At 44.1% G+C, this 20,651-nt stretch carries 17 protein-coding genes; 11 read left to right on the top strand and 6 right to left on the bottom strand.

Translation table 11 applies throughout. The annotated features are described in order from the left end of the window. Positions 1-61: 61 nt before the first annotated feature. Positions 62-664 (bottom strand): ACP phosphodiesterase, encoded by a 603-nt coding sequence (locus tag R7E78_RS05325; RefSeq protein WP_017820947.1) that lies wholly within the window; start codon positions 662-664, stop codon positions 62-64. Positions 665-745: 81 nt separating this feature from the next. Then, positions 746-919: a hypothetical protein gene (locus tag R7E78_RS05320; protein ID WP_162488831.1), complete on the bottom strand. Its 174-nt coding sequence runs from the start codon at positions 917-919 to the stop codon at positions 746-748. 314 nt (positions 920-1,233) lie between these two features. Here R7E78_RS05320 and R7E78_RS05315 point away from each other — a divergent pair, with 314 nt between their 5' ends. Then, positions 1,234-2,664 carry a methyl-accepting chemotaxis protein gene (locus tag R7E78_RS05315; protein WP_025767793.1) on the top strand — a complete coding sequence of 477 codons (1,431 nt, stop codon included), beginning with the start codon at positions 1,234-1,236 and terminating at the stop codon, positions 2,662-2,664. A 430-nt stretch (positions 2,665-3,094) separates the two neighbouring features. On the opposite strand, the gene R7E78_RS05310 is transcribed toward R7E78_RS05315, so the two are convergent. After that, complete coding sequence (locus R7E78_RS05310) at positions 3,095-3,763, bottom strand: HAD-IA family hydrolase (protein WP_047103569.1); 669 nt, start codon at positions 3,761-3,763, stop codon at positions 3,095-3,097. 195 nt (positions 3,764-3,958) lie between these two features. Then, the gene (locus tag R7E78_RS05305) at positions 3,959-4,468 is read right to left on the bottom strand and encodes a hypothetical protein (protein ID WP_005386088.1); all 510 of its coding nucleotides are present in this window, start codon (positions 4,466-4,468) and stop codon (positions 3,959-3,961) included. Positions 4,469-4,613: 145 nt separating this feature from the next. Between R7E78_RS05305 and R7E78_RS05300 the strand changes: the two genes are divergently transcribed. The 4 genes from R7E78_RS05300 (at position 4,614) to glgC (ending at position 10,363) form a co-directional block, all read left to right on the top strand. After that, complete coding sequence (locus R7E78_RS05300) at positions 4,614-5,084, top strand: CreA family protein (protein WP_318057730.1); 471 nt, start codon at positions 4,614-4,616, stop codon at positions 5,082-5,084. Between the two features lie 234 nt (positions 5,085-5,318). Next, positions 5,319-6,623, top strand: coding sequence for an inosine/guanosine kinase (locus R7E78_RS05295; RefSeq protein WP_005376376.1), 1,305 nt, complete (start codon positions 5,319-5,321; stop codon positions 6,621-6,623). A 236-nt stretch (positions 6,624-6,859) separates the two neighbouring features. Continuing rightward, entirely contained in the window at positions 6,860-8,608 is a 1,749-nt protein-coding gene (locus tag R7E78_RS05290; protein ID WP_318057729.1) for a formate--tetrahydrofolate ligase, read from the top strand. Positions 8,609-9,145: 537 nt separating this feature from the next. Next, on the top strand, positions 9,146-10,363 hold the full coding sequence (gene glgC / locus R7E78_RS05285; protein ID WP_213971520.1) for a glucose-1-phosphate adenylyltransferase: 1,218 nt from the start codon (positions 9,146-9,148) through the stop codon (positions 10,361-10,363). A 97-nt stretch (positions 10,364-10,460) separates the two neighbouring features. Here glgC and R7E78_RS05280 read toward each other — a convergent pair whose 3' ends face one another. Together R7E78_RS05280 and R7E78_RS05275 are read right to left on the bottom strand one after the other, a co-directional pair. Next, on the bottom strand, positions 10,461-13,622 hold the full coding sequence (locus tag R7E78_RS05280) for a chitinase C-terminal domain-containing protein (protein WP_318057728.1): 3,162 nt from the start codon (positions 13,620-13,622) through the stop codon (positions 10,461-10,463). Between the two features lie 277 nt (positions 13,623-13,899). Then, positions 13,900-14,781 carry an AraC family transcriptional regulator gene (locus tag R7E78_RS05275; protein WP_005386077.1) on the bottom strand — a complete coding sequence of 294 codons (882 nt, stop codon included), beginning with the start codon at positions 14,779-14,781 and terminating at the stop codon, positions 13,900-13,902. Between the two features lie 206 nt (positions 14,782-14,987). Here R7E78_RS05275 and R7E78_RS05270 point away from each other — a divergent pair, with 206 nt between their 5' ends. From R7E78_RS05270 to R7E78_RS05245, 6 genes are all read left to right on the top strand, one after another. Next, a complete protein-coding gene (locus tag R7E78_RS05270) occupies positions 14,988-16,136 on the top strand; it encodes an iron-containing alcohol dehydrogenase (RefSeq protein ID WP_047103556.1) in 1,149 nt (382 codons plus the stop codon). A gap of 294 nt (positions 16,137-16,430) precedes the next feature. Next, a complete protein-coding gene (locus R7E78_RS05265) occupies positions 16,431-17,087 on the top strand; it encodes a lysoplasmalogenase (RefSeq protein WP_005376394.1) in 657 nt (218 codons plus the stop codon). Between the two features lie 162 nt (positions 17,088-17,249). Then, positions 17,250-17,984: an amino acid ABC transporter ATP-binding protein gene (locus tag R7E78_RS05260; RefSeq protein ID WP_318057727.1), complete on the top strand. Its 735-nt coding sequence runs from the start codon at positions 17,250-17,252 to the stop codon at positions 17,982-17,984. Then, positions 17,984-18,781 carry an amino acid ABC transporter permease gene (locus tag R7E78_RS05255; RefSeq protein WP_033906535.1) on the top strand — a complete coding sequence of 266 codons (798 nt, stop codon included), beginning with the start codon at positions 17,984-17,986 and terminating at the stop codon, positions 18,779-18,781. Before R7E78_RS05260 ends, R7E78_RS05255 begins: the two co-directional genes overlap by 1 nt. Before the next feature lie 9 nt (positions 18,782-18,790). Continuing rightward, a complete protein-coding gene (locus R7E78_RS05250; RefSeq protein ID WP_318057726.1) occupies positions 18,791-19,609 on the top strand; it encodes a transporter substrate-binding domain-containing protein in 819 nt (272 codons plus the stop codon). A gap of 81 nt (positions 19,610-19,690) precedes the next feature. After that, positions 19,691-20,611 carry an amino acid ABC transporter permease gene (locus R7E78_RS05245; protein ID WP_017820957.1) on the top strand — a complete coding sequence of 307 codons (921 nt, stop codon included), beginning with the start codon at positions 19,691-19,693 and terminating at the stop codon, positions 20,609-20,611. The last annotated feature ends 40 nt before the right edge of the window (positions 20,612-20,651 follow it).

Here is a 20,651-nt window from a genome sequence, read left to right as displayed (position 1 = left end):
CCTCATTATTTTTGGAGCGCAGAGTTTACCAGAGCCCCTAAAGCCATACTACTTTTCTATCTCATTGAGTTGAGTCATTAAGCTGTTGCTGAAAATCATACGACTGGCGCAAAACATCTCGATAAAGTGACGAGAACTTCTCTTCTAATTCGGTGTAATCACTTTCAATCACTTTAAATGTTGTAATTAAGTCTGCCATTCTAGGACTTCTTTGCGACATCCGATGTAGTGCAAATTCTATATTGTCTAGATCTTGATAGGATTGAAGCCATCGGCCATGCCACATCCTACTGTGGAGCACCAAAAAACGTGGCGGCAAATGTTCATGAACCTCTCGGTTTACTCTCTCGTATGCCGTTTGTACAAAGTGTTCGAGAGGCACGGAATGAAAGTCGTTCCAGTGTTTTGCGAGGCAATGATCCCAAAACATATCCAAAGCGATAGGTGCAAAACGTCGCGCAACACCAGTGAAATGAGGCTTACATTCGTTGACGATTGGATGATGGTCAGTAATACGGTCAACAAATCTATGTAATCTGATGCCATTTGAGATATCGCGATCATACAGCTTGCTTGGATCTCCTTTTACGAAGTCTCCAAGCAAGTTTCCCAATAAATGGCTGTTACTGTGATCTGCGATATGCAGGTGGGCTAGAAAGTTCATTCGACGCCAGTTTTGGCCTCTAGGGCTTGGTGTGACATGAACCTAGTATAACGTCAATTACGACGAGATGAGAGTGTTCCGCTATTCGGCTTCGTTGTCTGAGCCAACGTATTCCGACAAGATAATGCCAATTTCAAGCGCATCTAGCAGCTCTAGGCTCTCATCGTTTTGGTATTGGTCGCTCATTGTGACCTCCTTTATTTTAAGCTCTCTTGCTTTTACTTGCTGACGGGCTGGCTCTTGCCATATCCACATCAGCAACTCCTTTTTATAGTCTTTATATGACACATTCATGACAGCGAGAAGTAAAGATTTAAAAACCTATGAGCATAATCAAAAGTAAACGATTGCAATTAGGTTTCATATCCACTTAACACTTTAGAGAAATGACTCTTTTATCAACATTCATGTCAATTTAAAGATATAACATACTGTTATAGGCGTCCTTAGATCTCATTTCTTAAACTAAATTTAGTATTCGTTACATATTTTGCTGATTAACTTCGCATATTTTGTTTCGATATAGCAATAGATTTGGTCAATATCTTTTATCTCTAATGGAGCTTTAAATGAGAGAAGTTGAGTTTAGAACGATAGACAGGCTGTTTATCAAGATGTCTATCAACGACAAAATGTGGGTTATATTCCTACTATTTTTAGTAGCCCTCACTTCAGTGGCTGGAAGCCGCTACTTCAATGAAATACAACAATTTGAGCAGCAAGCCATCTCGGCGAGCGAAGCGAAGCTTTCTGGTATCGTTGATGCTCAATCAAACCGCGCTACAGAAATTGACGGCGTATCGAAATCGAACCGCGTAAGCGAGAGTTCTTTTGTCGATGGGTCTGTCACCGCTTATGCCAAGTTGCATTCTGGGGAAGTGATTAAGCTGACTCAAAATGTGTCCACACAATACGAATCGGTAAAATCATCAGCTCTATCGTCACTATTACTCAGCTTCTTATGGGTTATTCCTTTTGCCCTATTCTCTTACTGGGTGGCAACGTTTATCGGAGGAGCTCTGTGGGTTTTATATACAACAACCGAAAAAATTGGTGACGGTGACTTAACCTCTCGTCTTGGTTTCCATCCAGGTCGAGATGAATTCGGTACCATCGGCTGTGCGCTAGACAAGTCTATGGATACCTTAAGTGAACTGGTTAATAGTGTTAAAAATAATGCAACGATGTTGAGCGAGACATCTTCTGCATTCGAAAAAGATATGCAGTTGAGTGAAACCCAGATATCTCATCAATATCAAACGCTTGATTCAGTCGCGACGGCAATGGAAGAAATGACAGCCTCTGCAAAGGAGGTATCAAGTATTTCTCAACAAGCAACGACGCAGTCAGACCAAGATGCCCAGAAGATCGAACTAAGCAGAAGCCGTGTACAAAACGTGATTGGCGAGATAGAGACGTTATCTAGCTATATTGAACAAGCCTCTACGTCAGTAACCAATTTAAACGAGAATACGACGCAGATTAATGACGTGATCACAACGATTAACGCCATTTCAGAACAAACTAATCTGTTGGCACTAAACGCAGCAATCGAAGCAGCCCGTGCTGGTGAACAAGGTCGTGGATTTGCAGTGGTTGCCGATGAAGTACGTACATTAGCAAGCAGAACTCAACAGGCAACAGTAGAGATCCAAGCCATGATTGAGAAGCTTCAAATTGAGAGCCAGAACATTGCTTCAATCACCAACCGAACCGTTCAGCAAGCTCAAACCAGCAGCCAGCTTATTGATGAAATCGGCCATGATGTTACCTCTATTGCCGAGTCAGCACGCTCATTAATGGACATGAGCATTCAGATTTCCACATCTGCTGAAGAACAAAGCGCAGTTGCTAACGATATTGCATCGGAACTTTCAGAAATTCGTAGTCAATCAAGCACAATCAGAGAAGTGGCGGAGCAATCTACCGCTGGCGTCGCTAATCTCACGCAGGCCTCCGTTTCTCTTGGTGAGATATTACAACGCTACCGCACCGCATAACATTGTGGAACTTATGATCAACAAGGGCTCCTTAAGGAGCCCTTTTCTTTAAACCGTGTTCAACTATTACCTTCGGTATTTTCTACGACATCCAAGTGGATATTTGAAGTGAATCTCAAGTTCTCGCTGTACCGGATGAAATAATGTTCTTAAACAAAGCGTTCCGCTATGCTTGATCTTGCCAATTCCAATTTGCTGCTGGAAAACAATATGAATAATTACAAAGACACAAAAGACATAGAGAACCTGAATTGTCCACTCTGCCAAGGAGATGAATATCTCATTTCATCGGATGGCGAGAAATTCACATGCGCTGCTTGCGGATTTCATACAAAAAACTTCTCATCTATCCAATGTCTACATCAAACGCCTTACCTACAGTCTAAACTTAAGCACATCCACAGCTTAAGTCCGGTTTGCCATTAATAGGTCAAACAGAGCAGCCACACAGCTGCTCTTTTAATTCATCTAAATGATGGATGCGAATTACACGCTCGTCATCAACACGATTGATAGCTTCACCATTAAATAACTGCACCGTTTTGATACCGGCGTTTAGTCCCGCCTCAACTCCTTTAGGAGTGTCATCAATATAAAGACAGTCACTTGGTAAAAAGCCCATGCTCATAGCACTGTACATGATTAAATCGGGCTCAGGCTTCCAACTATTCGCATCGAATGCCGAGAACACTTTCCCTCGGAAAGCATCGAGTAAACCGGTTAACTCCAAAGCGTATTCAATTTTATCTTTAGGTCCATTAGACGCCACACAATATTCGATATTATGCGAATCCAAAAACTGAATTAATCGTTTTGCGCCATCCATCGGCTGTAAGTGACGCACAAAAAGAGACTGGACTTCTTCTCGGTATTGCGGCTCTAAAACATCAATTGGGACTTTGATATCTTTCAATTCTTTAGTATCTAAAAGGATGTCAGCGAGCTTTCCTCCTTTAAAGTGAGAAACGCACTCTTCCATCGTTAACTCAGCCCCATGCTGGTTAAATACATTGACGAGCGCTTGGCAACACAGTCTTTCGCTGTCGACCAACGTACCATCACAGTCAAATATCACGCACTTAATATTGGTAATTGCCATAGCCATCTCCAGACGTCTTAAAGGCTCAAGCCCAAGCTGATTTTAAGAATGTTTGGATTAATCTTATTTGAGTTTGGGATTGTTGAAACGACGAGCTTGGCATTTCATGGAAATAGAAGGGAGCAATTACAGTTTTTCTAAGCAAGATCACCCAACGTCATCTTGCTTTACTTTTTATGCACATTGATGTGTAAATTAGTCTTCGATAACCACTGAGTCTAACAGTTTTTGCTCGGTGCTTAGTCTTTTAGCCAGATCAGCCACAAACGAGCTTTTGTATTTTGATTCAGAAACAGCAACATCAGAGATGAGTGTATTTCCTTCGAGATGGCTAACAATAGCAGCACCAATTGGGACTCCAGATTTAAAACCAACATATAATTCAAAATCTGGTGTGAGGATAATCTGTGTCAGATATTCAATGATCATATCTTTATCATACTGCTGTTCCCAGCGCTGAGATTGCAAGATAGAGAACATAATGGTCAGTCGATGAAAATCGACCAGAAAAATATCGTCGGGGTTAAATTCAGAGTCACTTTCCAGTAGTGTGTCTTTGTCGACTACTTGATACGTTGCTTTTTCTAGCGTTTTGAAATAGACATCGCGCCCTTTCAAACTCTCTGGTGTCGGAAATTCAACTTCGACCAGATCATACAGCCATGTATTTTTACGCTCGATACTGGCTAACTGTTGTTCATTCATCTTGATACCTTCGTTTAGAGCAGTACATTAGCATGAAGCCCGCAACAAACCTAGCGCACATAGACCTTTCCGTGGCTAAATTTTGTTTTAGGTGCAAACCTCTGATAGATTTCATCAATATCTTTCCTAGTTAAGGACAAAAATAATGAAAAAGATGCTGTTAAGTACATTGCTTGCTACTACTCTAGTTGGTTGTTCAGATAACGATGTTGCTGACGTGGGGCTCGGTTGGTTTACTTTGAAAGACATCAAAGTCGGTGAGTTGAAAGACGAGGTGGTAACAGGTGTCACATGTCACATCGCCTCTATCGAAGCGGATTTCAGCTTAGCAGATCCAAGTGATAGCTCAATATCATGTCGTCAGACTGGCGAAATCACACCGGAAATGATTGCAAAAATAGATAAGAGTAAGTCCGGTGAAATTGTATTTAAGAAGTCAAAAAGCATTTTCTTCAAAACAATGAAGGTTCGCCGTATTTATGATGCCGATAACCAAACCTTACTCTACTTGTCTTATACAACAAAAGAGACCGATGGTAGTTTTAAGCATAGCCTTTCGACAGTCCCACTTTGGGGTACCAAGGCTTACGTTGAGCCAACTGAAGTGAAAAAGTAACGCGGGTAAATTTAGTTAGCGCGGAGCAGGCTCTTTCCGGGCGCTGCTGAGCAACAAGTTTAAAAAAACAACCCATTGCAATACGACAAGCGTCATAAGCTGCAGCTGCTTTGGTTGCTATTTACTCAGCTCGCTGATTTTTTCAGCGAGCAGACTTCTTTGTAATAAATCGCCACGATTTTCATTTTTTTGTGATACAATCCCGCCTCTTTTTTTTCTCACTCAAGAACAAGCATGAAGTTTCCTGGTCAGCGTAAATCTAAACACTACTTCCCAACTCACGCTCGAGATCCATTAGTAAACCAAATCCGACAGGCACCTAAGCTATATCGCCCAACTATTGTTGGTGTCGGTCAAACCATTGTAGATATCGAAGCACGTGTAGATGACGCGTTTTTAGAGAAATACAACCTGAGTAAAGGACATTCGCTCGTTCTTGAAGAAAGCAAAGCAGATGCACTTTACGAAGAACTGGTTGAGCAAGGCCTGATCACACACCAATACCCAGGTGACACGATTGGCAATACTCTTCACAACTACTCAGTTTTAGCCGATAGCAAATCCGTTTTGCTCGGTGTGATGTCTAAGAACATTCAAGTCGGTTCTTTTGCTTACCGCTACCTTTGCCGTACGTCTTCACGCATGAACCTTAACCATTTACAAACGGTAGATGGCCCTATTGGTCGCTGCTACACCCTAATTTCTCAAGACGGTGAGCGTACATTTGCTATCAACGAAGGTCATATGAATCAACTACTTCCGGAAAGCATTCCTGAAGAGATCTTTGAGAAAGCATCAGCCCTGGTTGTTTCTTCTTACCTAATGCGTGGTAAAGAAGAAGATCCAATGCCTAAAGCGGTACAAAGAGCGATCGACTTTGCTAAGAAGCACGATGTCCCTGTTGTACTTACGTTAGGGACGAAGTACGTTATCGAAGGTAACGCACAGTGGTGGCAAGAATACATTCGCGAAAACATTTCTGTTGTCGCTATGAATGAAGAAGAAGGTGCGGCGCTAACAGGTGAAACAGAGCCGCTAGCTGCTGCTGATAAAGCACTTGAATGGGTTGATCTCGTACTGTGTACGGCAGGACCAAATGGTCTGTACATGGCTGGTTACACCGACGAGAAAGTAAAACGAGAAACCACACACGACATCCTTGAAAGCTCCCTCGAAGCCTTTAACCAGTACGAGTTTAGTCGTGCGATGCGTAAAGAAGACTGTCAAAACCCAATGAAGGTCTACTCTCACATCGGCCCTTACCTTGGTGGACCATTAGAGATTAAGAACACTAACGGTGCGGGTGATGCAGCCCTCTCAGCCTTACTGCATGACATGGCAGCAAACTCTTTCCACCAAAAAGAAGTGCCTAACTCAGAAAAGCACGAAGTACGATGCTTAACCTACTCCTCTCTTTCTCAGATTTGTAAATACGCAAACCGAGTAAGCTATGAAGTGTTGACGCAGCACTCTCCTCGCCTATCGCGAGCGCTTCCTGAACGAGAAGATAGCTTAGAAGAGACTTATTGGGATCGTTAAAACGACAGCTTTAAAGCTAAAAATATATCAAGGTCACCATTTGGTGGCCTTTTTGTTTTTATCTAGCACTATAACGAGTAGATTTCGTTAGTATGTCGCACAATACGAAGCAGTAAACTCTTTACAAGCCTAACCGAAACAGTACCATCACCAAGCAGACCTTTGCTTCACAATAATACTCGTTATAACTCAGGTAGTTTTTCAACGCTACCTGAGTACCACTTTGGGGATTCTCCATGCAGTCAGATATCGAAATTTGCCGAAAAACACCACTTTCTTCTATTGATGTTATCGCGGAAAAAGTAGGACTATCACCCGAAGAGTATGACACTCACGGGAAGCACAAAGCCAAAGTCCACCCAAAATGTTTGGAACGACTCAAAGCAAATGATGACGGTAAACTTGTACTCGTCACTGCGATCACGCCGACTCCTCTTGGCGAAGGAAAAACCGTTACGACGATAGGCCTGGCGCAAGGTTTAGCAAAGCTTAATCAATCTGTTATTGCATGTATAAGGCAACCTTCGATGGGACCCGTCTTCGGTATTAAAGGTGGCGCAGCGGGCGGCGGTTATTCTCAAGTAGCTCCAATGGAAGAGTTAAACTTACACCTTACTGGTGACATTCACGCAGTGACAGCGGCGCACAACCTTGCTTCAGCCGCTCTTGACGCTCGCTTGTTCCATGAGCAACGCGAGGGTTATGATGCCTTTGAATCACGCACCGGGTTAAGAGCACTTAAAATCGACACGGCAAGTATTACTTGGAAACGAGTGATGGACCATAATGATCGTGCACTACGTAAAGTCAAAATTGGCCTCAATGATGCAGGAAAAACCATCAATGGTTTCGAGCGTGACGAAGGGTTCGATATTTCAGCTGCTTCCGAGTTAATGGCTATAATTGCACTAGCCAAAGATTTAAAAGATTTACGTCAACGTATCGGGAAAATTGTCGTAGCGTACGATTTGAACGGAACCCCCGTCACTACGGAAGATCTACAAGTTGCAGGAGCAATGGCAGTAACACTAAAAGAGGCGATTGCACCAACACTGATGCAAACTCTAGAAGGTGTTCCTACGTTGATCCATGCAGGTCCATTTGCAAACATCGCCCATGGAAATTCATCCATTATCGCGGACGATATTGCGCTAAAACTGTCAGGTTACACGGTAACTGAAGCCGGTTTTGGTTCGGATATGGGATTTGAGAAAGCGTGTAACATTAAAGCTGCTGCCGCTAACAAAGCTCCAGACTGTGTAGTGATCGTAGCAACATTACGCGGCCTCAAAGCGAATTCCGGACACTACGATTTACGGCCAGGTATGGCTATTCCAGATTCCATCTTTAATCCGGACCAAGCAGCATTGGAGGCTGGGTTTGAAAATTTAAAATGGCACATAAATAACGTTCATAAATACGGTTTACCTGCTGTCGTTGCCATTAACCAGTTTCCACAAGATTGTGTGAAAGAGCTTAAAGCTCTTGAAGAGCTGATTCACCAATTTAATCCCGAAGTTAAAGTAGCCATCAGCACCGCTTTTTCGCAAGGCGGACAAGGCGCAACGGAACTAGCTCAACATGTTATTGATGCGTGTACCACGCCTGTAGAGTTTTGTCCGTTATACAACAAAGAGCAATCATTACTCGAAAAGCTCATGGCAGTATGTGAAGCGGGCTATGGAGCAACCAATATAGAAATGACTCCTATCGCGACTGAACAGCTCAAACATTTTGAAAATCTAGGTTTTAACAACTTAGCGGTTTGCATCGCGAAGACACCACTATCTATAACCACAGACTCCGCAGTCAAAGGCGCACCAACTGGTTTTACCGTCCCAATCCGCGAGCTGCGCTTGTGTGCGGGCGCAGGATTCGTTTATGCATTATCTGGTACCGTGATGACGATGCCAGGCTTACCTGATAAACCCGCATTTATGAACTTAGATCTTGATGATGAAGGAAATATCGTCGGTCTCTCTTAGTGCAGTGATGACGTATCGCTATCAGTGAAGTGAGCATATTCATTGAGTGAGTGGTCTACTTACCTATCCACTCACTCTCAACAACTGTGAAAAGAGTTGTCTAAGGCCTTCTACTCTTGAATCGTTGATACAAAGCTCTCCTGCCTTACATCAACGCGCCTGTTTTAGACCTTTAGAGTTAAGACGCTAACCCTAAGCCTTGTTTAGCCATAGTTATTAAGCTAGAAAACCCTATTTATCTTCTTGTTTTGTCACCACTTTACATTGTAAATCCATACTTGTTGACTTCTCCTTTCTACCATTTTGCGCCAATTTGATGCACGGGCTATTTAGCGCTTCACTAATATGGTGCAGTTGTCTTACAGTGAAATTTTAACCTCCTTGATTTTTAAGGAGATATTCTATGGCTCGATTCTTGTAGTAGACTTTTCACTAATAAGCACATTAGCACATGCTTTTCAAAACCTCTGCGTTGCATACCACCTCCTTCAGGTTAGCACCGTTTTGATGCATGTCAGAAAAGGGAAAGGGAATACTATGGAAGACGCACTTGCCGTAATTTTAGCAGGAGGGATGGGGTCTAGACTCAGCCCACTCACCGATGACAGAACCAAGCCAGCCGTACCTTTTGGCGGAAAATATAGAATTATAGATTTCACACTAACCAATTGTTTACATTCGGGTTTACGCAAGATCCTTGTTTTAACCCAATATAAATCTCATTCACTTCAAAAACACTTGCGAGACGGCTGGTCGATATTCAATCCAGAGCTAGGCGAGTACATTACTGCTGTTCCACCACAAATGCGCAAAGGTGGTGCATGGTATGAAGGAACCGCCGATGCGATTTATCACAACATGTGGTTGCTATCGCGAAATGATGCAAAGTATGTGGTTGTGTTATCCGGCGATCATATCTATCGAATGGACTACGCCGCAATGCTTGAAGAGCATAAAGAGAAAGGTGCTAAGCTCACCGTTGCCTGTATGGATGTTCCCGTAGAGGATGCTTCAGCATTCGGTGTAATGGGCACCGCAGAAAACGGGCTCGTTACTTCGTTTATAGAGAAACCTGAAACCCCACCTACCCTTCCTGGAAGCGCGACCAGAAGCCTTGTTTCTATGGGAATATATATCTTTGATATGGATGTTTTGAAAGAAGTGCTTGAAGAAGACTCAAAACTCGATTCATCAAGCCATGACTTCGGAAAAGACATCATACCTAAGCTGATTGATACGGAATCCGTTTACGCTTATCAATTCTGTGGTAGTAAAGGGCGCGTCGATAAAGATTGCTATTGGCGCGACGTAGGTACCATTGATTCCTTCTATGAAGCGAATATGGATCTACTAGAACCTGTGCCGCCAATGAACCTTTATCAGTCTAATTGGGCGATTCGTACTTACGAGCCGCAGTTTCCACCAGCTCGTACTGTATCGTCGGCTACGGGTAATGAAGGTATTTTTATTAACTCCATCATTGCTACCGGTGTCATCAATTCCGGCGGCTCAGTACAGCACTCCATTATTTCTTCTAATGTACGTATCCAAGACAGTGCAACGGTAGTCGATTCTATCATTTTTGATGACGTGGAAGTCGGTGAAGGAAGTCAGTTGGTCAACTGCATAGTTGATAAACATGTTCGTATTCCGCCACATACTCAAATTGGCATCAACAAACTTGAAGATGCGAAGCGATTTAAAATCTCAGACAAAGGTATTGTCGTCATACCTGAAAGTTACCAATTCGATTAAACGACAAACTATCACAACAAAAAAGCGCACGATAGTCATCGTGCGCTTTTGTTTAAGTGCCTGTAAACATTAGGCTATAACAAATAATCCATAATAATTAGATGTTACATACCGTTGACCAGCTACCATCTGTACCCGGTTCAGCCGCTGTCCACCAGTTCGCTTGGTAAACCACACCGTTGTGGATGATCTTATCACCTTGGTTAGCGTGGCTTGGATTACCTGCCCAATCCGTTTGTGGCAGAGCTGGGTATGTCACTAAACCTGTCGTATCACACGTACCTGGTTCAGTGGTACCACCACCCGTGCCCGCATTGAGATCACCAATTGGTAGATCTGGCTGTTCAAACTTAAACGCAAACTCTTTACCACCAGAAATCACTGAGTAGTTAGCCGGACCAGAGATTGGTAGGTAGTAAACCATATCAAGCTCGTAAGTGCCGCCCGCTGGCAAGTCTTTCCATGCTGGTAGAGAGAACGACACACGGTGCATTACGCCATCTAAGCCACCAATGTTGTTTGCTCGAGTATGTCCAGAAGCAATCACTTTCAAACCACCACCTGATTGGTCTTTCGCATTGTCCGGCGCAGATACTGGGATATCGAATTGGAATTCAGTACCGCCAGGGATCGCTTGACCAGTGTTGTTCGTAAACGTGATTTTCGGGTTAATTGGGTAGTTTTGGTCGCCAACTTTGAAGCCGCCAACACTAACAGTAATGTCTACTGCTTCAGTTGGTGTTGGACCAGTCGCTACTTTATTACCGTAAGGCGTCGCAGACTTAAACTTGTCGTAGATAGCTTTGGTCATAGTGTTACCCATGTGGTATTCACCATTACCCGCCGCACAAGCTTGTTCAGTGGCATCTACTGCCGTACGATTACCATTTGCATCCAGTACGTAACAGTTGTAGTCACCGGCTAGTTCCCAGAACATGATACCGCCGATCTCTTTATCGATAACGTAATCGGCTTTCACCTCGATAGAAGCTTTATCTTCCGTAGATAGGAATACGCTCTTCTCTGCGTTCCACAACCAAGGTGCCACAGCAACGCTATCGTAATGACGAGTATAAGTACCAACAAACTTATCTGAAGGATCGTTGACAGGGTCAAGACCGTAAGCAGCTGCGTAAGAGCCCCAAATACCGTTTTCTAGGTTCTTAGCATGCCACATTGGGTTAGAACCAGCGCCCATTTCGTTTCCTTTAGGGTCGGTATCATGCCACATGTTGTCGATACCAATAGCGCCGTGACCACAGTTGTTCTTCTCACCTTCACCTGTGCCCGGTTGGCACTCTGCTTGGTTTGGTAGTGCCGCTCGGCCCCAAAGGCCATTTTCGCCACCAGTAACACCTTGCCAACCACGGGTGTAGTAAGGAACACCAATGTTGATACGACCTGCTGGCATAGAACCACGGAAGTAATGGTAAGCCCAGTCTGTGTTCAAGTAACCGATACCACCGTATGCAGCAGTGCCGTATACGTTCCACTGCGCTAGCTCAGAGTCTTTACCTGTATCGAATAAAGCCGCGTTATGACCAACGTGATCATTCCAAGCCCCATGCAAGTCGTAAGACATGATGTTTACGTAGTCTAGGTACTTAGTTACATCGAAGGTTTCCATCCCACGTAGCAAGTAACCTGAAGATGGTGCTGCGATAGTCAGCATATAATGAATACCATCTTGCGCGGATGCCGCATCAAGTTTCTCACGCAATACTTTCATCAGCTCTTGGTAAGACGCCCATAAATACTGACGACGTGGTTCCATGAAGTCTTTGTCGTAAGGGTTACCAGCACCAGCCATTGACGTCGGGTATTCATAGTCGATATCCAGACCATCGAACTTGTACTGACGCATCATATCAACGGCTGAAGTTGCGAACTTCTCAATACCAGCATGATTAATAGAACCGTCCGCATTCGTCGTCATGGTGTAGAAGCCACCATCAGCTACACGATCGCCGTTCGTATCGAAGTGACCGCCCGTTTCAGCCCAACCACCAATCGAGATTAGCGTTTTAACATCATGTTTTTGCTTGTAAGTTGCTAGTGCACCAAAATGACCTTTAAAACCAAGAGCGGGATCTACCTCAACGCCTGGCCAAGTTTTACCTGTAGCAGGGTTGTTAGGATCATTTACGTCGCCAACGTTTACTTTGCCGTCAGAACCAATGCTCACAAACGCGTAGTTAATGTGAGTAAGTTGTTCCCAAGGAATGTCTTTAACAAGGTAAGTCGATTGTGGGTCGTCACCTGATCGCCAACTGGTGAAGTAGCCGATTACACGACGTGGGTGATCAGCCCCCATTTTCTCACGGCCTTCTTCGTCATAAATAGAACAGTAAGGAACATCTACACCCGTTGTTTGATAAAGACCATCAGGACGACAATTAGATGTCACTGCGCCGCCGTTTACTGTTAACGTCGCAATTGCAGAATCTGCTGTTGCTCCAGCATCATCGGTTGCTCTCGCATAAACACTTAATGAGCCAGCTTGTGAAGGGATTACATCCAGCGTGTATGGCGCTGTTGTAGCAGTGCCAGCAAGCACACCTGCAACATAAAAATCAACTTTAGCAACGGTACCATCCGCATCCGTAGCATTTGCAGTCAGTGTTACGGAACCACCCAGGTCAATAGAGCTCGCAGAAAGCGCGACATCCACTGTCGGCGCTTCGTTACCAGGTTGCGCTGATGCCACAGTTAACGTCACAACACTTGCCGTACTAACGGCACCTGCATCGTCATAGGCCTTGGTAGAGAACTCGTGCTGTCCTTCAGTTGCTGTCCACGATGCAGCATACGGCGCAGACGTTGCCTGACCAACTAATACACCATCAACAAAGAACTCTACTTTGCTAACAGTCCCATCAGTATCTGCCGCATCTGCAGCTAGGTTAACAACATCACCCGCAGTCACAGAAGCCGACGCAGAAGGCGATGTCAGAGTAACCGTCGGGACTTCATTCTGAGGTGGATCAACCGGTCCAGTGCCATCACAAGCGCCAAGTGTTTCCCACTCGCCCCACTCACCAGATTGCGCTGGATTGTTGTTTTGCGTCCAGTAACGCGCTTTATAAGCATTACCTTCATGCTGAACTTGGTCGCCACCGTTATAAACTTTTGATGATTGCCAAGTTTCTAGAGGGGCACAGTCAACTGCTGCGTAGCTATTGAAGGCCATAAGACAAGAAGCGGTGAGTGTGCTTAGTGTGAACACGTTTTTCACTGCGTTGCCGTTTTTAAGGTGCATAATCGCTCTTCCTTAAGTTATTGTTAAAACAATACTAAATGCGCTAAACGAAGCGCATCTATACTTTTATTTCGACGTAAAATAACTTAAGTACAAGTTGGTGATTTCACACTATCTATTTACGAGTTTTCCACACCGCCTCGCAACAATCCACTAAATGATTGCAACAACGTACCTATTATTTGGCACCAGTAACTAATTTTATAACTCAAATAAATATGTCACTCGCAAATTAATAAAAAAGGTAAAAAAAGTCGCCATTTTGAAATAAAGATCACTAAGCCTTTGTTGACCTTGGCGTTTCATTAAAATGCCGCTTGTACTCGCGACTAAACTGTGATGGGCTCGTGTACCCGACCATTCTCGCTGCATCATTAACACGTCGCCCCTCTAACTGGATCAATTCGCGCGCTTTGTTAAGTCGAACTTTCTTAATATATTGCAGCGGAGATTCAAGCGTGACATTGCGAAATGCTTGATGGAAAGCAGACACACTCATGTTGGCTTCTTCAGCCAATGCTTGTACGTTCAACTGTTCATGATACGCTTGATGTACACGATTTAGTGCTTTAGCGACCCTCGCGTAAGAACCTTCTTGATGTGCTAGGTCAAATAAAACATACCCCTCTTTGCTCACCAAAGTACGATACACAATTTCCTCAAGAAGCAGCTCGCCAAGCATGATGACATCAAGCTCGTTACACATTGCTTTCATTAACCGCTTGCACGCATCCAACATACCTTCATTCATACGTACCGACTTAAGGCCGCAACGGGTTGCATCCAGACACTTATTACTGAATTTCTCAGCCTCTAATTTTTTAACGAGTTTATGAAGAAGCGTTGGCGAAATATCTATCGAAATGCCAAGTAAAGGCTCATTGTTTGTCGCAAACGCTTCGCACTCTAGTGGCATGGGAACCCCGACAACAAGGTAATCTTCGGGCCCATATTGCACTGGTGTATCACCAATATGAATGTTCTTATGCCCTTGACCCAATACGATGATGCCGGACTGATAGACAAACGGCTGGCGATGATTCCCTTTGCTACTGCGATAAAACCATACGCCATCTATCGCTGTTTTCTTCATACCTTCTAGGTCATGCAGCCCCTGCTTTTCAACATATTGCTGCATGATATCTGCGAGAGTGTGCATTAGAGCGCTCCATCAATGACCAACGAGTTTGGTCTCTATTATCGTTTCGAGCACTATACTTCCTCTCGACATTAACTTTCTAGCTCAAGAGCATTAATTTTGTAGAAATAGGCAAATTATTTGCAGAAATCGACCTGTTAACGATCGTTAATCAGGACTAATATGCATGTATTCAATCTCCTTCACTGGAAGCAAGAGGGCTAATAATGAACTTTTCTTATGTAAACCCAACCAAGATTTTCTTTGGTCAAAAACAAATCGCTGCAATCAAAGAAGCTATCCCATCCGACCAAAAAGTTTTAGTGGTATACGGTGGTGGCTCCATCAAAAAAAATGGCGTGTACGACCAAGTAGCAGAAGCTCTTGAGGCACATGAATGGCTAGAGTTTTCAGGTGTTGAACCAAACCCAACCAAAGAAACACTCGATAAAGCAGTCGCAATGGTAAAAGAGCATGGCGTTGACTTTATTTTAGCGGTAGGTGGTGGTTCAGTCATCGATGGCTCCAAATACGTAGCAGCGGCATCAAAGTATGATGGTGATGGTTGGGATATCATGATTGGTAAGCACCAAGTCACTGAAGCGACGCCTCTAGCTGCAATTTTGACATTGCCAGCAACAGGCTCAGAGTCAAACATGGGCGCAGTTATCACTAAAAAAGAAACTCAAGACAAACTTCCGTTCATGTCTCCAGCAGTGCAGCCAAAATTTGCCGTGTTAGACCCAGATGTAATGAAAACACTGCCAGAACGCCAGCTTATCAACGGCATTGTTGACGCATGGGTGCACGTATGTGAGCAATACTTGACGCTTCCTACCGGTGCAATGGTTCAAGATGGTTACGCAGAAACACTGCTGAAAACTTTAAAAACACTCGGAGAACAGTTTGCGGAACGAGACGACGATATGTGGCGCGCAAACTTAATGTGGTCTGCTAACCAAGCATTGAATGGGTTAATTGGTAGTGGCGTTCCACAAGACTGGGCGACACATATGATCGGCCATGAATTAACGGCTCTATGGGGCGTTGATCATGCGCGTTCTCTTGCAATTGTCCAACCGTCGTTACTTCGTAACCAAATGCAGTTTAAGCGCCCTAAGTTAGAACAAATGGGTCGCAACGTATTTGGTCTTGAAGCAGGTGAGGATTTAGCAGAGCGCACAATCGAATCTATCGAAGCGTTTTATCATCAACTTGATGTCGCAACTAAGCTCGAAAACTATGGTGAGAGCCGTGAACAAGCTATCGATGCCATCATTGATCAACTAAACAAACACGGCATGACTGTTTTAGGTGAAAACCAGGCGATCACACTTGAACGTAGCCGAGAAATCTTAGAGTTAGCTGTCTCATAACTGCAACAATTCTTCACTGCCCTTCCTAGGGTTTAACGGTATTGTGACTTAACAGTCACAATACCGTTTTTTTATGCTATTTTGTAAGCCACATCACGTTCAAAACGAGGAGGCTTCTAAAAACAACGATTCCCTCCAGACAAAAAATCGGCCGTGTTGGTTAGTAAAGAGACAACTGTCCAGCTTTACACAAATAAAAATAATTGAGATCAAAGAACGAGTTAACTCGTTAATTAAGTTTTGATTTGTTGTAGTGATGTACTACATAATTTTGTCTGTTCGAGAAAACACTTTATGTGGCTAGTTGTTGTCGTATTAGCATTCATACATATCATCAGTATCCGTAAAGGCTCTAAATGGCTCTTTTACGTTTCTAAACCATTACCAGTGCTCTGTATGCTTGGTATTTTAATTCAGTCCCCGGCTTACCCAATGCCATATGCGCATTGGATTTTGATTGGCTTATCGCTCTCGTTGCTTGGTGACGTGTTATTAATGCTCCCTAGAGACAAGTTCATTACAGGATTAGTGCTCTTTTGCTCTGCCCATCTCTCCTATAGTTATGGTTTTGCCATCATGTCAGCGTGGCATTTTACACCTTGGCTCCCAATTGCCTTGTTCGGACTCGGTATATGCGTCTACTGGTTGTTCCGACCGGATCTCGGTAAAGAAAAACGGCCAGTTGCTAGTTATATATTGGTACTGATGACTATGTGCTGGGCTTCGATCGAGTATTATTTGAGTGGGAAAACACAATCCTCCTCTTTTGCAGTGCTCGGAAGCTTTATCTTTATTATCTCTGGCATCGTATTGGCTTTCGAACGCTTTGGAGGACGGTCAATATTTTCACGACAAGTTGTCATGGTGACCTACTATTCTGCACAGACACTAATGGTTATGTCTGTTGTTGCGATTGTTGTTCGTTATCCGTATCTCGTTGAACTGAGTTAGTCATACTCTAGACTGCACCAACATTAAAGAAACATGGATGTATCTTGTAATCGATCTGAATAGAGTCTTAAAATCATCGCCTAAACATTAGCTTATTCTTAATGAAATTATGCGCACAACTTGCTATTGTAAAAGGATATTTTTCCGTTATAGCGTGCCCCTTTGAAAGAGAATACTCCCGTCGTTGAGTTTAGCGACGTAAACAAGTGGTATGGCGATTACCACGCTCTAAAAGATATCAACTTCTCCGTGCATTCTGGCGAGATCGTCGTGGTGTGTGGCCCTTCTGGTTCAGGAAAATCAACGCTCATTCGTTGCATCAACCATCTTGAATCGATTCAAGAAGGCCAACTTCATGTGTTCGACCAGCCTTCTCATGCAAAATCCCTTAAGCCCGGCAAAATCGGCATGGTGTTCCAGCACTTCCACCTTTTTCCTCATTTAACTGTACTGGAAAACCTTACCTTAGCGCCGATTCGCACACTCAAATTGTCAAAACAAGAAGCTGAAAAACGCGCACGGCATTACCTCAAGCGCGTCAATATTGAAGAACAAGCGAGCAAATACCCCATCCAGCTTTCCGGCGGTCAGCAGCAGCGCGTCGCGATTGCCCGTTCCTTATGTACGGAACCGGACTTACTCCTTTTTGACGAACCGACTTCGGCGCTTGACCCGGAAATGATCAACGAAGTGTTGGATGTCATGGTTGAACTGGCTCAAAGTGGAATGACGATGATTTGCGTCACGCACGAAATGGGATTTGCCAAAAAAGTAGCGAACCGCGTGGTATTTATGGATGAAGGCCAAATCGTGGAAATGAACTCACCGATCGCCTTATTTGAAACACCACAGCATCCACGAACCCAAGCATTTTTGAACCAAATTTTAAGTTACTGATGATAGTTCGCGTAATCAAACCCGTCCTTCAAGCTTTGCTGCAAATGATGCTCCTCTTCATCGCGATTGTGTGGGTGTTGGACTCTGGTGCCGCTGCTATGGGCTATCAATGGCAATGGGAACGCGTACCTGATTACATCGCTTTTTATGAAGATGGGGAATGGTGGCCAGCAGAACTTATCGATGGGTTATTGGTCACGCTAAACATCTCGGGTATTAGTCTATTCTTCACCTTAGTGTTGGGGTTAGTCACCGCGTTACTAAGGCTTAGCGATTCGAAAGTCGGCAATGTTATTGGCACCACTTATGTCGAGGTAATACGCAACACGCCGTTGTTGGTGCAAATCTATTTGCTCTACTTCGTGTTTGGCCCCGTGATTGGTTTGGACCGATTCAGTACCGCCGTTTTGGCATTGTCCCTTTTCCAAGGTGCTTACACTGCAGAAATATTCCGCGCAGGTTTAAACAGTATTCCTAAAGGGCAATTCGAAGCAGCACAAACACTCGGGTTATCACCGTTTTACACTTACAAAGACGTAATTTTGCCCCAGGTTTTACAGCGCACATTACCGCCATTGACCAATGAAGTGGTTTCTTTGATCAAAAACTCTTCCATTGTAAGCGTGATGGCGATTTTTGATTTAACAACACAGGCACGCAACATCGTCTCAGAGACGGCGATGCCGTTCGAAATTTGGTTTACCGTGGCAGCAATTTATCTTGCTCTCACTCTGTCACTTTCTGGCTTGTCTGCATGGCTAGAACACAAACTCGGAGCCAGTTGGCGCAAATTATAAGGAGATAACATGAAGTTATTCAAAGCGACCATTACTGCATTATTAGGGCTAGCCATAGCTATGCCTACAATCGCGAAAGAAGATGTCGCCACACCCAATGTAGAGCAAATCAAAGAACGAGGAACTTTGCGCGTTGGTATGTCAACATTTGTACCTTGGGCAATGCGTAACAAGCAAGGTGAGTTAATCGGTTTTGAAATCGATGTTGCCAAACGCTTAGCACAAGATTCAGGTTTGAAAGTGGAATTCGTACCGACTGCGTGGGATGGCATTATTCCCGCACTACTGGCGAAAAAGTTCGACGTGATCATTGGTGGCATGTCTGTTACGCCTGAACGTTCCAAAAGCGTCTTGTTTACTGCGCCCTACTCGCACTCAGGCGTTCAAGTAGCAGCAAACAAAGAACTCGCCTCTGGTTTTAGCGAATTTTCGGATTTTGACTCACGACGCGTAAAAATTGCGGCTCGTCGCGGCGCATTCACCGTTCAAGTAGCCAGAGAAACCTTCCCGAAAGCGAAGATCCTGCAATTTGATGACGACGCGCAAGCGTTCCAAGAGGTGCTGAATGGTAACGCCCACGCGGTCATTGCTTCTAGCCCAAAACCAGAACATGAGACAGTGAAACACAGCGACAAACTATTCCTTCCATTCTCTGAGCGACTATCACAAGGTAACGAAGCCTTTGCAGTTCGCTTGGGGGAAGAAGATAAAAAGGCCTTTTTCAATAAATGGATTGAAGCAAGAACCCAAGATGGATGGTTAAAACAACGTTATGAATACTGGTTCTCGACATTAGATTGGCAAGTTCAAGTCGCGCAAGGCCAGTAATCTAAATGGCTCGTGGACGCCGCGAGCCTATACTCTCCAATCATCCATTTTACTTTTCCATAACTTATCGGAGTCAAATTTTTGGGCGAACACACTACCACTCGCACAGCACCCGCGAAATCCAGCACAGGCTACCTTTTACCGCAATTAAACACACTAGACTGGGTACTACTTGTTATGTGCGGTATCGGTGGTGTTTGGCTGTACCATCGGTCCGCTGTTGGTGTGCATTATTTGTGGCAGTGGAAAGAGGCGCTTGAATTACTTTTCACGCCTAGAGCAGATGGTGGTTTGCCCTACTTCTTCCAAGGTTTGATTTCGACGTTAAGGCTCAGTATTTGGGGCATCAGCTTCGCATTAGTGTTTGGCACTTTGTTAGGCTTAGCACGCTTCTCTCGTTCCGTTTGGTTGCGCACACCTGCCAATGCGTTTATCCAGTTAGTGAGAAACATCCCTCCGTTGGTGTTTGTTTTTATTTTCTACTTTTTCATTTCTAACCAATTGATCCCGTTACTCGGTTTGGAAGATCTTCTACGAAACTACAACGGCGAACCAAATGCGCTACAGCGCTTTCTGTTTGGGCCTTCTAACCTTTGGGAAAACCTTGCCTCTGGCGTGTTATGCGTCGGCTTACTCTCTTCTGCCTACATTGCAGAAGTTGTGCGCGGTGGTTTACAAAGTATCGACCAAGGTCAGTGGGAAGCGGCTGACTCATTGGGCTTGTCTCGATGGGTGAAATACCGATTTGTTATCGCGCCACAGGTGCTTAAATCAATAACACCTGCACTTGCCGGTCAAACCATCTCTTTGGTGAAAGACACCTCTATTGTTTCACTGATTTCGATACAAGAAATGACGTTTGTTGGGACAGAGATGGCAAATTCATCAGGGTATATATTTGAAATTTGGTTGATTGTCGGCCTTGCTTACTTCTTAATCTGTTTTGGTCTGTCACTTATTTTCCGCCATATTGAAGCAAAATCGGAAGCCATTTCAAATTAACTCAACCGCATATGTAATTAGGCACATTTGATTCTTCAAA

The organism is Vibrio sp. YT-19(2023) (genome assembly GCF_033337395.1).
Note: the sequence above shows the minus strand (reverse complement) of the source record. Positions and strands in the feature narration are given on the sequence as shown.

Excerpts from the sequence above, each read along its gene's own strand:
- R7E78_RS05270 (WP_047103556.1), top strand. The coding sequence starts at position 14,988 with ATGAACTTTTCTTATGTAAACCCAACCAAGATTTTCTTTGGTCAAAAA.
- glgC (WP_213971520.1), top strand. The coding sequence starts at position 9,146 with ATGGAAGACGCACTTGCCGTAATTTTAGCAGGAGGGATGGGGTCTAGA.
- R7E78_RS05275 (WP_005386077.1), bottom strand. The coding sequence starts at position 14,781 with ATGCACACTCTCGCAGATATCATGCAGCAATATGTTGAAAAGCAGGGG.
- R7E78_RS05325 (WP_017820947.1), bottom strand. The coding sequence starts at position 664 with ATGAACTTTCTAGCCCACCTGCATATCGCAGATCACAGTAACAGCCAT.
- R7E78_RS05305 (WP_005386088.1), bottom strand. The coding sequence starts at position 4,468 with ATGAATGAACAACAGTTAGCCAGTATCGAGCGTAAAAATACATGGCTG.
- R7E78_RS05295 (WP_005376376.1), top strand. The coding sequence starts at position 5,319 with ATGAAGTTTCCTGGTCAGCGTAAATCTAAACACTACTTCCCAACTCAC.
- R7E78_RS05315 (WP_025767793.1), top strand. The coding sequence starts at position 1,234 with ATGAGAGAAGTTGAGTTTAGAACGATAGACAGGCTGTTTATCAAGATG.
- R7E78_RS05310 (WP_047103569.1), bottom strand. The coding sequence starts at position 3,763 with ATGGCAATTACCAATATTAAGTGCGTGATATTTGACTGTGATGGTACG.
- R7E78_RS05265 (WP_005376394.1), top strand. The coding sequence starts at position 16,431 with ATGTGGCTAGTTGTTGTCGTATTAGCATTCATACATATCATCAGTATC.
- R7E78_RS05280 (WP_318057728.1), bottom strand. The coding sequence starts at position 13,622 with ATGCACCTTAAAAACGGCAACGCAGTGAAAAACGTGTTCACACTAAGC.
- R7E78_RS05320 (WP_162488831.1), bottom strand. The coding sequence starts at position 919 with ATGTGGATATGGCAAGAGCCAGCCCGTCAGCAAGTAAAAGCAAGAGAG.
- R7E78_RS05290 (WP_318057729.1), top strand. The coding sequence starts at position 6,860 with ATGCAGTCAGATATCGAAATTTGCCGAAAAACACCACTTTCTTCTATT.
- R7E78_RS05250 (WP_318057726.1), top strand. The coding sequence starts at position 18,791 with ATGAAGTTATTCAAAGCGACCATTACTGCATTATTAGGGCTAGCCATA.
- R7E78_RS05300 (WP_318057730.1), top strand. The coding sequence starts at position 4,614 with ATGAAAAAGATGCTGTTAAGTACATTGCTTGCTACTACTCTAGTTGGT.
- R7E78_RS05255 (WP_033906535.1), top strand. The coding sequence starts at position 17,984 with ATGATAGTTCGCGTAATCAAACCCGTCCTTCAAGCTTTGCTGCAAATG.